The 14,851-nt window shown below is 41.9% G+C and carries 15 protein-coding genes and 1 tRNA gene; 12 read left to right on the forward strand and 4 right to left on the reverse strand.

The genetic code is table 11. The features are described 5' to 3' along the window. The first annotated feature begins 671 nt into the window (after positions 1–671). The 9 genes from ACM0OW_RS03790 (at position 672) to ACM0OW_RS03830 (ending at position 9,722) form a co-directional block, all read left to right on the forward strand. Positions 672–1,772: a response regulator gene (locus ACM0OW_RS03790; protein ID WP_414548699.1), complete on the forward strand. Its 1,101-nt coding sequence runs from the start codon at positions 672–674 to the stop codon at positions 1,770–1,772. A gap of 305 nt (positions 1,773–2,077) precedes the next feature. Continuing rightward, positions 2,078–3,208: a hypothetical protein gene (locus tag ACM0OW_RS03795; protein WP_414548700.1), complete on the forward strand. Its 1,131-nt coding sequence runs from the start codon at positions 2,078–2,080 to the stop codon at positions 3,206–3,208. Between the two features lie 47 nt (positions 3,209–3,255). Then, entirely contained in the window at positions 3,256–3,591 is a 336-nt protein-coding gene (locus ACM0OW_RS03800) for a XisI protein (protein ID WP_414548701.1), read from the forward strand. Positions 3,592–3,665: 74 nt separating this feature from the next. After that, positions 3,666–5,141 carry a leucyl aminopeptidase gene (locus ACM0OW_RS03805; RefSeq protein WP_414548702.1) on the forward strand — a complete coding sequence of 492 codons (1,476 nt, stop codon included), beginning with the start codon at positions 3,666–3,668 and terminating at the stop codon, positions 5,139–5,141. A gap of 303 nt (positions 5,142–5,444) precedes the next feature. Further along, positions 5,445–6,470 (forward strand): phosphate acyltransferase PlsX, encoded by a 1,026-nt coding sequence (plsX, locus tag ACM0OW_RS03810; RefSeq protein WP_414548703.1) that lies wholly within the window; start codon positions 5,445–5,447, stop codon positions 6,468–6,470. A gap of 112 nt (positions 6,471–6,582) precedes the next feature. Continuing rightward, the gene (locus tag ACM0OW_RS03815) at positions 6,583–7,575 is read left to right on the forward strand and encodes a beta-ketoacyl-ACP synthase 3 (protein ID WP_414548704.1); all 993 of its coding nucleotides are present in this window, start codon (positions 6,583–6,585) and stop codon (positions 7,573–7,575) included. A 128-nt stretch (positions 7,576–7,703) separates the two neighbouring features. Continuing rightward, the gene (fabD, locus tag ACM0OW_RS03820; protein WP_414548705.1) at positions 7,704–8,585 is read left to right on the forward strand and encodes an ACP S-malonyltransferase; all 882 of its coding nucleotides are present in this window, start codon (positions 7,704–7,706) and stop codon (positions 8,583–8,585) included. Positions 8,586–8,671: 86 nt separating this feature from the next. After that, positions 8,672–9,310 carry a lysophospholipid acyltransferase family protein gene (locus ACM0OW_RS03825; RefSeq protein WP_414548706.1) on the forward strand — a complete coding sequence of 213 codons (639 nt, stop codon included), beginning with the start codon at positions 8,672–8,674 and terminating at the stop codon, positions 9,308–9,310. A 118-nt stretch (positions 9,311–9,428) separates the two neighbouring features. Next, on the forward strand, positions 9,429–9,722 hold the full coding sequence (locus tag ACM0OW_RS03830; protein ID WP_414548707.1) for a DUF2288 domain-containing protein: 294 nt from the start codon (positions 9,429–9,431) through the stop codon (positions 9,720–9,722). A gap of 88 nt (positions 9,723–9,810) precedes the next feature. On the opposite strand, the gene ACM0OW_RS03835 is transcribed toward ACM0OW_RS03830, so the two are convergent. The 3 genes from ACM0OW_RS03835 to ACM0OW_RS03845 all read right to left on the reverse strand — a co-directional run bounded on the left by ACM0OW_RS03835 (position 9,811) and on the right by ACM0OW_RS03845 (position 12,014). Further along, complete coding sequence (locus ACM0OW_RS03835; RefSeq protein WP_414548838.1) at positions 9,811–10,335, reverse strand: YdcF family protein; 525 nt, start codon at positions 10,333–10,335, stop codon at positions 9,811–9,813. 464 nt (positions 10,336–10,799) lie between these two features. After that, positions 10,800–10,873, reverse strand: a tRNA-Arg gene (locus ACM0OW_RS03840). A 43-nt stretch (positions 10,874–10,916) separates the two neighbouring features. Then, a complete protein-coding gene (locus ACM0OW_RS03845; RefSeq protein ID WP_414548708.1) occupies positions 10,917–12,014 on the reverse strand; it encodes a tocopherol cyclase family protein in 1,098 nt (365 codons plus the stop codon). A gap of 30 nt (positions 12,015–12,044) precedes the next feature. On the opposite strand from ACM0OW_RS03845, the gene ACM0OW_RS03850 reads away from it, so the two are divergent. The 3 genes from ACM0OW_RS03850 (at position 12,045) to ACM0OW_RS03860 (ending at position 13,827) form a co-directional block, all read left to right on the forward strand. Beyond that, entirely contained in the window at positions 12,045–12,659 is a 615-nt protein-coding gene (locus ACM0OW_RS03850) for a J domain-containing protein (RefSeq protein WP_414548839.1), read from the forward strand. Between the two features lie 148 nt (positions 12,660–12,807). Further along, positions 12,808–12,990 (forward strand): hypothetical protein, encoded by a 183-nt coding sequence (locus ACM0OW_RS03855; protein ID WP_414548709.1) that lies wholly within the window; start codon positions 12,808–12,810, stop codon positions 12,988–12,990. Positions 12,991–13,260: 270 nt separating this feature from the next. After that, on the forward strand, positions 13,261–13,827 hold the full coding sequence (locus ACM0OW_RS03860) for a transposase (RefSeq protein ID WP_414548710.1): 567 nt from the start codon (positions 13,261–13,263) through the stop codon (positions 13,825–13,827). 137 nt (positions 13,828–13,964) lie between these two features. Here ACM0OW_RS03860 and ACM0OW_RS03865 read toward each other — a convergent pair whose 3' ends face one another. Beyond that, entirely contained in the window at positions 13,965–14,813 is an 849-nt protein-coding gene (locus ACM0OW_RS03865; protein WP_414548711.1) for a metallophosphoesterase, read from the reverse strand. Positions 14,814–14,851: the final 38 nt, after the last annotated feature.

A 14,851-nucleotide genomic window follows, 5' to 3' on the forward strand; every position in this document is an offset into this window, starting at 1 on the left:
AAGGGGTGATTTTCCCCTGCTACCTACCCCTGCTTCTTCGTTAAAATCGCCCGCACCACCCCCCGGTCTCATACCAGGATTTGATTCAACATGGAAGTTCTGGTGATCAGCTAACAGCCTTTGGTGAAAATTCACTTTCTTGTTGTGGAAGCGGTAATTTTGCTTAAACTACAATCTCAAACTTGTGTAAGATACTAATCTGAATATCTACTTAGTTAAGTATAATACATGATTTTCTAGCAAATTTAGCTGGAATGCTCATTTTATGGAATATTACTCTAAGTAACACGGACAGTAGCAACTATTTTGCTACTGATGGGCTAGAGCCAATGGTCTGTATGCACAACTTAAGTTACTGTTAAATGAGCCAAGTTAGCGCCATAACAAAACATCAAATTGGTTTTTGAAATCCTATTTTTCGGCAACCAGTTCGATTATTTTATTGCTTTCCAATCATTTCACTGGGTTTAGTCCGCCGAATTTACATTCGATGAACTATAGCTTAACAGATATTGGCAATTTAGGAGTCAGGGGTGAAGAGTATCTGTACTAACTCAAAGGTGACAGCTATATTTAGCTGAATACTACTTTGAACAATCTCGTTGTGAATTCCGAACCGGTGATTCACCAATTTTGACATTGGATGTTACTTATATCTCAAATCTGTGCCGATGAAGACACTTCCCATTAGTAGATATAGATTTTTCCAAAAACTTCAACCCATATCTCTCTTAAAAAAAATCACTAGCAAGACTGTTAATGGTTGTTTACAAGTATTTAGCACCTCTGGCTCTTGGTCAATATATATAGAAGAGGGTAAGTTGATTTATGCCTGCTACTCTGAGAGAATGTTCGAGCCGCTTTACCGAAACCTGAAAAGCTTAAGCCAACAAATCTCAACTCTTCCTCACGGAATCGATGAGCAGTTACAGGCAATTTTTGAAAATGGTATTGAAGATCAAGCTATACCGAATCCGGATTATCTGGCTATTTGTTGGCTAGTCAGCCAAAAATACATTAGCCCTGCTCAAGCAGCAATGCTCATAGAGCGATTAGCCCTAGAAGTCTTAGAGACCTTCTTGAATTTAGAAGAAGGAAGTTATGAATTTGTTCCGGAAAGTTTTCTAGATGATATGCCAAAGTACTGTCATCTAAATATCCGTTTATTAGTCGAACAGTATCACAAGGGTAGCCGTGGGGAGAACTACGCTGAGACATCACCCGTTTATTCAGCACAGTCTTCGCCTGTTGTGCGGTTAAATCAGCCATTACCTCAAATGCAACCTGCACCAAAATCTCCTAGAGTTAGTGAAGGTCATAAAACAACACACTCTAACGCTGCATCAACTCACAATATTCATAATATTTATAATAGCGGTCAGAGAACAACACCACCTGCTGATAAAAAACTCTACAAAATACTCTGTATTGATGACAGCCCTACTGTACTAACCACTATTAAAAATTACCTAGATGAGCAAATATTTTCTGTAACTACACTTACAGATTCCGTGAATGCTTTAATGCAAATTGTTCGTACCAAACCGGACATAATTTTATTAGACGTGGAAATGCCTAATTTAGATGGGTATGAACTATGTTCGTTGTTACGTAAGCACTCGTCTTTTAGAAATACGCCTGTAATTATGGTGACAGGTAAAACAGGTCTATTCGATAGAGCTAGAGCAAAGCTGGTTAGAGCTTCAGGCTTTTTAGCTAAACCTTTTATACAAGGAGATTTATTGAAAATAATTTTTCAACACATCAGCTAAGGGATTTCCAAATAAAAAAATACTCAATCACCTAACGCAAAAAACCTCTCAAAGTCTCATAACTCTGTGTCCTCTGTGTGTCTGTGGTATGCGTTACGCGAAAGTTTATTTGGATAATTTATTTTTTGGAAGTCCCTAATTGGCTGAAAAACAGCATAAATTCTGTTTTGAGTGCTGATTTATAATCAATGAATGCAAATCTGAACGGCGGTTATTTCATCTGAAATTTGCTCATTCTGGAGGATGTAAGCCCCAGCCATATTCGGTACAACTGAGACAACAGGCTGTTAATATGGTGCTTAACAATGACAGAGACATCCAAACCAGAAATAGAGGTAAAAAAATCAGATAATTCAGATCATAAATCTGTATGCGAGGCTGTGGGTGAGGTAGGAGAAGCAATTACCCATACTGCCGCCGAAGCTGGCAAAATAGTTTTAGATACATCCATTGGGGCGGGCGCAGTCGCTGCAAAGGAAACATATAAATTAATTGAAAAAGGTACTCAAACCACTGGTGATGTAGTTAGCAACATCAGCGAAAATTGGTTTGTGAGAAAACTAACTGGGGTATTAAATCTGAATTGGTTGATTAGCCCTAGTGAAAGTGTCAATTTGGAAAAAGCTGAAGCATCTGTAAATAAGCTTAAGCAAAAGTATCCTGATGAATCACCCAGTCAAATCGCCCACAGGATTATGGTTGATAAAGCCAGAAAAGCCGGGGGGATTGGTCTGGTTAGTAGCATTTTACCAGGAGTGGCGGCGGCGTTGTTAGCTATTGATTTGGCTGCAACCACTAAATTACAGTCAGAAATGATTTATGAAATTGCTGCGGTTTATGGTTTAGATTTAAAAGATCCCGCCCGGAAGGGTGAAGTTTTGGGAATTTTTGGCTTGGGTTTGGGTGGTGGTCGCCTTTTAAGATTGGGTGGTTTAGGTTTGCTGCGAAATGTGCCTTTTGCCGGTGCGGCGATCGCCACTAGCTCCAATGCCACAATGATCTATTCTTTAGGATATGCAGCTTGTCGATTTTATGAAGCCAAGCTAGATGAATCCACGTCTCTGACTTCCCCAGAAACTTTATCCACCTTACAGGCTGAAAGTCAAGAGTATCTGGAAACTGCTTTGGCGCAAGAAGCCATCATGGATCAGATTTTAGTGCAAATGATCCTTGCCAGTTATCCTCAGAAGACTTGGGAAGAAATTTTGCCAGAATTAAAAGCTGCTAATTTGAGTGATGAATCGTTGCAAGAGATTGCTCAAAACATCAAATCACCCCAGCCTTTAGATCAGCTATTAAAACAACTCAACCCTGATTTTGCCATTGCTTTAGTAGCTAGATGTCAAGAAATTGCCCAAGCAAATCCTGATTTGGCGAGTCCTTTATTATCTCAGTGTGAAAAAATTTCCCAACTTAAGGGTATAGAAAACTCGTAAATTAATAATATGAGCGAGTTCTTCTAGAGGTTTGAGGAAATTGTGCAATGGAGAAGCTAGAAAATTATCGTTCCTGCATCCAAACTCTTTTAGAAAAACATAGTCAGTATAAATCCCAAGAAGAAGATGTGGAAAACGAGCTATTTTTTGACTCAGTGCGAGATCATTACCAACTCATGCGAGTGGGTTGGAAAGGGTTAAAGCGTGTATATCACACCATCCTGCACTTTGATATTAAAGACGGCAAAATCTGGCTTCAACAGAACACAACTGATATTGATGTCGGTCAAGAACTATTAGACATGGGCATTCCTAAAGAAGATATAGTTTTAGGGCTGCATCCTCCATACAAACGTCCCTACACAGGGTATGGCGTTGCTTAATAGAGACTTCACCAAAGAAAAAAGAATTTTAAGTAATACTGGTAAAAGTAGGAAAATTTAGATAAATTCACAAAATGAAAATTCAACCTAGTAACACGCCTCTGCTAGAGTGGGTAGGCGATAGTTTGGCAATTGGATTATTTGAAGATGCAGTAGAGTTAACTGGTGAACTGGCAAAATTAGATGAGCAGTTTAGCGGCGTTTTAAAAGAACTGATTGCTGAGGAAGAATTTACCGCCAAAGCCTACAGCACCATTTTCACCCGTGTCAGTGCTGGTAGCCCGATCCGTAAAATAATTTTAGTCGGTTTGGGGAAACCAGAAGCTTTAAAACTAGAAACCCTCAGACGTGCTGCTGCTGCTGTGGCTAGGGTGGCAAAAAAGCAGAAAAGCAAAAACCTGGGTTTGAGTTTGCCATTGTGGGATAACAAGCCTGCGGAAACTGCTCAAGCGATCGCCGAAGGTATACAATTAGCTCTTTATCAAGATATTCGTTTTAAGTCTGAGCCAGAAGATAAAGGCGCAAAAATTGAAACCGTAGATTTACTGGGATTAGCTGGACAAGAAGCAGCCATTACCCGCGCCAATCAAATCGTTTCTGGGGTAAATTTAGCGAGGGAATTGGTAGCAGCACCAGCTAATGAAGTTACACCGATTACCTTAGCAGAAACAGCCCAGGCGATCGCCACTGAACACGGCATTGACATCCAAATTTTAGAACGAGAAGACTGCGAAAAGCTTGGTATGGGAGCTTTTTTAGGAGTTGCCCAAGCCTCAGATTTACCGCCAAAATTCATTCACCTCACTTACAAACCCCAAGGCACACCCAGACGCAAACTAGCAATTATTGGTAAAGGTTTAACCTTCGATTCCGGCGGACTGAATATTAAAGGTGCTGGTAGCGGCATCGAAACCATGAAAATGGATATGGGTGGTGCTGGTGCTACCTTGGGAGCAGCAAAAGCCATTGCCCAAATCAAGCCAGATGTAGAAGTTCACTTCATTTCAGCCGCCACAGAAAACATGATTAGCGGTCGCGCCATGCACCCTGGCGACATCCTCAAAGCATCAAACGGCAAAACAATAGAAGTGAATAACACCGATGCTGAAGGGCGTTTAACCTTAGCTGATGCCTTGGTGTATGCAGACAAATTGGGAGTAGATGCGGTCATTGATTTAGCCACCCTCACAGGTGCTTGCGTTGTGGCTTTAGGTGAAGATATTGCGGGCTTATTTACTCCTGATGATGCTGTAGCTTCCCAACTAGAAGAAGCTGCCCAAAACGCCGGCGAAAAGCTGTGGCGGATGCCAATGGAAGACAAATATTTTGAAGGGCTGAAATCGGGAATTGCGGACATGAAAAATACCGGGCCACGTTATGGTGGTTCGATTACTGCTGCCCTTTTCCTGAAGCAGTTCATTAAAGACACCCCTTGGGCGCACTTAGACGTTGCTGGCCCAGTGTGGACAGATAAAGAAAACGGCTACAACAGCCCAGGTGCTACAGGCTATGGTGTGCGAACCTTAGTTCATTGGGTATTAGGACAGTAAAGATTAGGGATTAAGGCGCAAGCAAGGTGTAGGGGCGGGTTCAGTAATATCCTCGTTCATTGTGAATGATATCTGTAAACCCGCCCGTACCAAGCCAATCGCCTGTAGGGGCGGGTTCAGTAATATCCTCGTTCGTTGTGAATGATATCTGTAAACCCGCCCGTACCAAGCCAATCCCCAACAGGTGATTTTTGTTATAAAATGTGTTTCAATAGTGACAATAGTAATACGGTAGTCAGAAACTTCCGGTTTTTAAGTAAAGCCATCTGGTAAAATTTGTAAGGTTTCTAGTAGCTCTAAGCAATGGGATCGACTGGTGTACGGATAGCAATTGACGCAATGGGAGGGGATCATGCACCCGGTGAAATCGTTGCTGGCGCAATACGCGCAAGTGAAGAATTGGGTGTAAAAGTCTTGTTAGTTGGTGATCCCCAGCAAATTGCAGCTGCCTTGCCCCCAAAAACTAATTTGGAGCGGGTAGAGATCGTTCCTGCGGAGGAAGCGATCACAATGGATGAGGAGCCTTTGAATGCAGTCAGACGCAAACGCAAGGCTTCTATTAATGTGGCGATGGATTTAGTCAAGCAGCAAAAGGCAGATGCCGTGTTTTCTGCGGGACACTCTGGGGCAGCTATGGCAGCAGCTTTGCTTCGTCTCGGCAGATTGCCAGGAATTGACCGCCCAGCTATTGGCACGGTTTTTCCTACAATTAAAGCTGGTAAACCAGTACTGATACTTGATGTTGGTGCTAATGTAGACAGCCGCCCTAAGTTTTTAGAGCAGTTTGCTGTCATGGGATCAACTTATAGCCAATATGTATTGGGTGTTGCCAAGCCTGAAGTCGGTTTGTTGAATATTGGTGAAGAAGAGACAAAGGGCAATGAAGTCGCACTGCGCGCCCACCAACTACTCAAGGAAAATTCCCAAATTAATTTTATTGGTAACGCTGAAGGGCGTGATGTCCTTTCGGGTAACTTTGATGTGATTGTCTGCGATGGCTTTGTGGGCAATGTGTTATTAAAATTTGCCGAAGCAGTGGGTGAAGTGATTTTGCAAATCTTGCGGGAAGAATTACCTCAAGGATTGCACGGTCAAATTGGGACAGCAATTTTAAAACCTAACCTGAAGCGAGTTAAACAGCGCATGGATCACGCCGAACATGGTGGTGCTTTGCTTTTAGGGGTAGCCGGAGTCTGTTTTATTGGACACGGTAGCTCTCAAGCTCCTTCTATTTTTAATGCCATTCGCACGGCAAAGGAAGCTGTAGACAATCAGGTGCTGCGAAGACTTCAATCCCAATATGAAACTATAGAACAGGAAACCAGTTAGGCATTAGCCACAAAACTAGCGATCAATTGCTGGAAAAAGGTCATTGGTCAATAGCAAAGGACTAATGACTGATGACTAATGACTACAATGCTGATAGCTGGGGAGAATAGGAGTGGAAAAGTTAGGCATAGCAATTACAGGGAGCGGCTCGGCGGTACCAAAGACTCACCTCACTAACGAGGCGCTGACTGACCTGGTAGAAACTTCAGACGAGTGGATCACCACAAGAACGGGAATTCGTCAACGGTGTTTGGCGTTGCCATCGGAGTCTTTGAGTACCCTCGCTGCTGATGCTGGTAGTCAAGCGATCGCCTCTGCCGGAATTAAAGCCACAGACCTGGACTTGATTTTGCTGGCGACATCCACCCCTGATGATTTATTTGGCAGTGCGTGTCAAATTCAGGCGGCATTAGGAGCCACAAACGCAGTAGCCTTTGATTTGACAGCTGCTTGCTCTGGTTTTGTCTTTGGGCTAGTCACAGCTGCCCAATATATCAAAACAGGAGTTTACCAAAATGTACTCTTAATTGGGGCTGATATCCTCTCTCGCTGGGTAGATTGGCAAGACCGGCGGACTTGTGTTTTGTTTGGCGATGGTGCTGGGGCGGTAGTATTGCAAGCGAATCAAAGCGATCGCCTATTAGGATTTTCCTTAAAAAGCGATGGTACACAAAACCACTACCTGAATCTGGCTTATACCTCTTCTGCACAAGAATTGCTCCCAGACGTAAATATCACTAAAGGTCATTATCAGCCCATAACCATGAACGGCAAAGAAGTTTATCGCTTTGCTGTGCAGAAAGTCCCAGAAATTATTGATAAAGCCTTATTTCAAGCTAATATGACTGTTGACCAAATAGATTGGCTAGTATTACATCAAGCAAATCAACGGATTATTGATTCCGTTGCCCAACGCCTAAATATTCCTGAAAACAAAGTAATTAGCAACCTCGCTCATTACGGCAATACCTCCGCAGCCTCTATTCCTCTAGCCCTAGATGAAGCCGTGCGCTTAGGTAAAATCAAACCTAATGACATCATTGCTGCATCTGGCTTTGGTGCTGGACTTACTTGGGGAGCAGCCATCTTTAAATGGGGAAGATAATAAGCAGGGGGGCAGGGAGCAGATAAGAGGCAGGGGGGCAGGGAGCAGGGAGCAGGGGGGAGAAGACAGTAACTTCTCAATGACCAATGACTAAGGACAAATGACTAAGGACAAATGACTAAGGACAAATGACTAAAACTGCATGGGTGTTTCCCGGACAAGGTTCTCAAGCGCTGGGAATGGGAATTGACTTATTAGATATACCAAGTGCTAAAGATAAATTTGCCCAAGCTGAAGCGATTTTGGGCTGGTCTGTTACGGACTTATGTCAAAACGAAGAAGAAAAGTTATCGCAGACGCTCTACACACAGCCAAGTCTTTATGTGGTAGAAAGCATCTTGGCTGATATCCTCCGGGAACGGGGACATAAACCAGATGTAGTTGCAGGTCACAGTTTAGGTGAATATATTGCCCTTTACATTGCAGGTGCGTTTGAGTGGTCGGCTGGGTTACACCTAGTCAAGCGTCGTGCTGAACTCATGGATAGTGCCGCAGGTGGAATGATGGCGGCTTTGATGAACTTTGACCGTGAACAGTTAGAAGCAGTTTTGGCTCAGACACCAGATGCAGTTTTAGCCAATGATAACAGTCCGGGTCAGGTGGTGATCTCTGGTACTCCAGAAGCTGTACGAGAAGTTATGTCTCAAGTGAAAGTTAAACGTGCTATCCCCTTAAGAACTTCTGGAGCCTTTCACTCACCCTTTATGGCGGCGGCGGCAGCGGAGTTCCAAGATATTTTAGAATTAGTGGAATTTCAGCCCGTTTTTGTCCCAGTCATGTCTAATGTAGATCCAATGCCATCTACTGATACCAGCATTCTCAAGCAGCGCCTCAGCCAACAAATGACCGGTTCGGTACGTTGGCGAGAAATTTCTCTGCAATTACCAATAGATGGTATTGAGCAAGTAGTCGAAATTGGCCCTGGGAATGTGCTAACTAATTTAATTAAACGCACCACTCCTGATTTAACTTTAAAAAATGTCCGTAATGCGGCGGAATTGTCAGTTTAGATGATTGGGCCAGTTCATTCAAATGACTGACTAAAAGCGATCGCGATCGCTTATGCTAAATTTTAATCTTAGTTGAATTATCTTCCGTGACCAGAGAACGCGAACCTTTTATCAGTCTGGCACTATACCACGCTTTTAAGTGGTCAATTGTCAGCCCTATGCTTCATACTTACTTTCGGGGGCGAATTTATGGGGTGGAAAATGTCCCCAAATCAGGAAAACTAGTGGTAGTGAGTAATCATGCTAGTTACTTTGATCCGCCGATTGTCTCTAATTGTGTCCGTCGTCCAGTGGCGTACATGGCTAAGGAAGAGTTATTTGAAGTCCCAGTTTTGGCACAAGTAATTAAATTGTATGGTGCTTACCCGGTAAGTCGGGGGACTGCTGACCGCAATTCTATTCGCGCCGCCTTGGATTATCTAGATCATGGCTGGGCTGTGGGTGTTTTCTTAGAAGGTACTCGCACTCCAAATGGTAGAATTGCAGATCCTAAAAGAGGGGCTGCACTACTGGCGGCGAAGGCTAAAGCACCATTTTTGCCGGTGAGTTTATGGGGTTCTGAAATGATATTACAAAAAGGCTCGCCTATCCCCCGTGCTGTTCCCTTAACTATTCGGATTGGTAAATTAATTGATGCGCCCAGTTCTACTAATAAAGCAGAATTACAAGCTGTGACAGAACAGTGTGCTACAGCAATTAATCAGTTGCACGATTTAGGACGTTAAGAAATCTGGGTTTCAGGGGTGGTGATGCCTGCGGCGGGCAAAGCCATCGCCATTCATCCTTATAGACAAAACCAAAGTTTTGGTAAAATAGGACGTAGACGCATCAAGACGGGGAATTATGGCGGATTTAAGAGCAGAACTAACAGAAATTCTGGATGAGGCTGAGTGGGATTGGCTAATTCCTCATGTACAACGGGATGCAGTGATTGTGGTCGCACAGGATTTAGAGTTGCTAGATGTGGGAGTAGCGATCGCTAGTGATCAAGTTTCATCGGTACAACAGTGGATCGATCAGCAATTAATGGCTAAACCTTCAGAGACACAACTGGGAAATTGGAATAGCGATCGCACTAAGCGATTTCAGACCCTCATCATTCAACCCTATGTTCTAGTCAAAGAAATGGCCGCATAAGAAATTCAAACAGAAAATCTTTGTAGATTTGGGTGGAGTTTCATACCATTCAAATCTTCTTGATTTTTGATCCCCCATTCCCCATTTACTACTTGCGGTTATGGTCTGCACCAGTATAACCAGTAGCCACCCAAATTAAAGCTCTAGCACCATCACGGATAGATTTATCCACAGGTTCACGCATATTGTCTGAAGGTACTGGCACAGGTTTTAATTGAATACCCCGACTACCCAAAACTATCTCGCCAATCACACGGGCGCGGCGCATATGAAACTCCGAAGTAATTAAATAAACACTTTTAATACCTTGAGATTGCAACTCATCTACTAGTGTAGTAAAATTGGTAACAGTATCTACAGCTTCATAATCCAAGTATAATCGTTTGGGATCAACGCCAGCACTGGCAAAAACATTCTCCGTTGATTTAGGTGGACTACCACCAGAAATCCAAATTGGTAAACTTGGATGTTCACGGGCAAAATTGGCTGTAAATTTCTCTCGTTCTAAACGCGAGGTAGAACCACCCAAGACTAATACTGCTTGGGGTTGCAAATTTTCAATTTTCGATTCCTGGTATCCCAACCACATTAATAGAGGTAGGGCGAACACCATAAACCGAAACGGATGACCTGTAAATAATAGATTATTCTTCAAGACTCTACACTTTTGTCTGCTGAGGCCAGGATTTTCTATGAAAGAAGATAAACAATTATGTAGGGTAGCAGATTTTTTAAAAGTCTACCCAAATATGAACTGATATTTTTAATTAATACACAGTCAAATGTGTATTAACAGGATATATCGCAATTGATGCAATATCGTACACTGGATCGAAAAATTCATCAAATACTTCCGACCCCCTATTTAATCAAACATAGAATACGGGATGCTACACAACAGGGGGGATGACAGGAAACTCAAAACAAGGAGCAAGGCTAAAACCCTGTTACTTATAGACCCACCGAGGTTATGAAACTCAGCACTCCCGGAAGGGCGGGTTTACTCAGGATTTCGACGAACCACAGACTGGCTGCTTTAACCCGCCCCTACCCACTCAGCACTTTTAATTTTAAAGACGGGACTGGCCAGGCTCGAACCGGCGACCTAGCGCTTAGGAGGCGCTCGCTCTATCCATCTGAGCTACAGCCCCAACTACAAAGCTTATGCAAGCACATACTATGATAGCAGTAGTCTTAGCTAGATTGCCAAGAATTATCCCAAGAACCGCCACCTATTTCTAAACCACACAGATAACTGTGTGCTTTGAGGATTGTTTGAGATTTTCCGCCACTTAATTTTCGTAACTCCAAATCTAACTTTCCTTGCATGGTATCTCGACAACAGAATAACAAACCATCGGCTGTTGGCGCACGCAAGGGTGTACCAGGTAAATGGGTGGTTCCTGTTAATTCAATTTCATAATCTAAGTTTCTCGCTCGCATTTGCCATTTACCCCAGGGCTGAATATCCCATTCAACTTTGGCATTCCAGGGAACGAATTCATAAAACTTGCCTTGATAATGCAGGCCAATCATGGCTACAGATTCCATCCACCACAACACACCACGTTTACCACCGCCAGCTGTTAAAGCTAAATCGGGTTCATCATCAAAGCTATTACAGTTTAACCAAAACCATTTTTGCGGAAACGCCCCACCCCAATTCTTCTCTCCGTAGGCTGGCGCGTTGGTAAATTCATAGATTTTGCCATTCCAATCAATTGAACCACTGGCTAAACCGTGAGCCATTAAAATTTGCCATCCTGGTTCAAAAATCTGTAGAGATGATACCCAGCCGGCGGTTGATTGCTGAATACTATTTTGATTTCCCCAATAGTATATGGGCTGAATTTCGTATAGCCAACGGCAATAATTACCTGTAGCGGGATCGTGAATTTCTCCCTGATTTAAGGTAGCTGTAGCTTGATAGCCTTCTTGAACATGACTTTCAAACTCGTTCGGGAGGAGATATAAAGGTGGGGTGTTGAGGTCAGTTTTACCCCAATGACCTAATCCCAGCACATCTTGACTACCCCAGAATTTTTTGACATCAGGAAAGGTACGACATATATACTCATCGTTCGCCCCCAGGACTTGAGCTGCACCACCGCTATAAGGTTGATCCCCAATGGGATCTTCTATGGAGTACATGAAGGCGAAGGTTTGACCACAATCGGGCAGAGTTACGCGATAATACCAACCTTCAAAGAAGCGACGGCTACTACCATCCCAATGGTATCCACTATGAGGAGTTTGGGTTGACTGAAGAAAATTTAGGGGAATAGTTAACATATATCTATATAGTTGCCTGTTTCTTTCAGTATGAGCGATCGCCTGGATATTAATCATGCTTATGAGATTTTAGGACTGACACCGGGTGCATCACAAGAACAAGTGAAGCAAGCTTACCGTCAGTTGGTGAAGATTTGGCATCCTGATCGCTTTTTTGACTCCCAGCAAAAACAGGAAGCAGAGGAGAAAATTAAGGATATCAATATCGCTTACAACCAACTCAAGTCTCAACAGCTAAATTCTGCGAGTGCGCCCTCTGCTACGCCTACAAATACGTCAACAAATCAGGTACACATATCTGTTCAGCGCTGGGATGCACAAAGTTTTTATAACTGCGGCGTGGAAAATGCCAGTCAGGGAAAATATGAGGAAGCGATCGCCGATTTTACCAAAGCCATTCGCCTCAATCCTAACTATGTTGAAGCCTACAAATACCGAGGCTTCGTTTGTTCTCAACTGGGGTTTGAATATCGAGCCGCTTCAGATTTAAATAAAGCCGCATACTTAGAACAATATGGGAGCAATGAAACGCAGTATTCCAGATGGTCAAGGTCATCCAGACCTGTATTCAAGCGTAAATCCTTTTTATCAAGATGGTGTAAGAAAATTAAAAGATTATTGAGGATGAATAGGCGATCGCATTAGAATGTAATTTGCAATACTAGAATGTAAATAAATTTACTATGTATTTAGTATGAGCGATCGCCTGAACCCAATGATCCGATGATCAATCTGATGGTGTTACAGTGATAGAGTAAAGTAATCAAGAATTTTTCCTCATTAATGAATAATAATGATTGAAAGTCTATACCTTGATACAAGTATTATTGGTTATCTGACAATTAGACCAAGCACCAATCTAATTACTGCTTCAAATTCAGTAATTACACAAAATTGGTGGGATACTCGTCGGCAAAATTTTACTCTATATATCTCGGAAGTAGTTTTAGAAGAATTAGCCAGAGGAGATCAATAAATAGCTACTAAACGGCTGGATCTAATAAATGAATTACCATTATTAGCACTCAATGAAGCAGTGGAAGAATTAGCCCAACAATATCAGGTACAATACTAGCGAATACCATGCAATTTCCCTATCCAAAAATGTCCAAAATCAAAATAATTAATCAACGTCAAAATCATTATAGATTTGTCACTGATAGTTGGGTAAGGGTGTAGCACTGCTAAACCCCTACGATATCGGGTATAATATCCCATGAAATTAACATAATTACTCAATATAAAAATGCCCTATAACTCACAAATTCACCATCGCCGTTCTATCAGATTAAAAAATTATGATTATACCCAAGAAGGCGCATACTTTATAACCATTTGTACCAAAAATAAACAATGTATTTTCGGTGATATTAAACAAGGAGAAATGAAATTAAATTTATTAGGCACATTTGCCCGTGATTATTGGCAGGAAATACCCCAACATTTCCCCCATATAAAATTAGATGTATTTGTGATTATGCCAAATCATATTCATGGCATATTATTGATTTTTCCGAAAATCAAACCAGAAGAACAACCACGAAGTTTTGGTAAAATCATTCCCGGTTCAATTCCCTGTATAATTAGGTCTTATAAAAGTGCTATTACCAAAAAGATTAATCAAATTTGCAATGACAAAGGAATATCTTCTGTATGGCAAAGAAATTTTTATGAACATATTCATCAGAATGAAGAATCTTTAGAGGTGGTTAGAAATTATATTATTAATAATCCTGTAAATTGGGAAAATGATTCTGAAAATATTAATAAGGTTTATGATGGTGATACATTGTTATTAGATATACCTTTTTAGGATCAGGTTTGGTCTGTGGGTGTTGATAATTGTAGGGGTTTAGCAATGCTAAACCCCTACCACACGGTTATATTTACTATCAACATAGTCATTGTTCAAAGCCAGAAATTGGCTATTTTGGTGACAGCATACCATGATTAATTTGTACAGTCCGTAAGTCCTATTAACGTAATTACAGTAACTTCAGGTGGACAAAATAAACGTCCTGGGCGATAAGTTCCTAAGCCACGACTGACGTATAATTGATTGTTTGACACTTGATGAAAACCTTTTGCCCATTCCCAATATTTCACTACTTTTGAACAATCTCCTAATAATAATGGTTCCCAACGACGCAGTTTTTTAGGAAGTTGTTTCAGCAGCCTTTGATAATGAAAAATTGCAGGGCCAAATCCTGGTATGACAATATGACCTCCGTGGGTATGTCCAGATAGCTGCAAATCTACTCGCCACTTTCGCAAAATTTTAGCAGTGTCTGGGTTATGGGATAAAACAATGCGGGGTAGATCAGAATGGAGTAGATTCATCACCGATTCAGGGTTAAATTCCCTTGACCAATATTCAGCTAGTCCTACTATGGGTAAATCTTGTCCTAGCGGATAGGCTATTTCATTCCACAAGACATTAACACCTGTGCTAGTTAGGGCGTTGGTAATTTCTGTTTTGGAGTGCTTGTAATGTATGTCATGATTGCCGAGGACGGCATAAATCCCACAGCGACTCTGTAAGTTTTTTAACCGTAAAGCTAGTTCGTGAATTGGTGTAGGATCATCGGTTACATAGTCGCCAGTTAAGAGAATTAGATCGGGTTCAGCTTCGTTACTAGCAGCGATCGCTTGTGCTAAAAGTTCTTCAGAAATTCTAACACCATCATAGTGAAAATCTGTCAACTGTACTAGCTTTGTACCTTGTAAAGATTTTGGCAAGTCCGCAATCTTAACCGTTATTTCATCTACTCTTAAACGTCCCGTAAACAACCAGTGCATAGGGCAATAGAGACTCCTCAGACCAGTCTTTACAGCTT

It is taken from the genome of Anabaena sp. CCY 0017 (assembly GCF_963920885.1).
Classification (GTDB): Bacteria; Cyanobacteriota; Cyanobacteriia; order Cyanobacteriales; family Nostocaceae; genus Nodularia.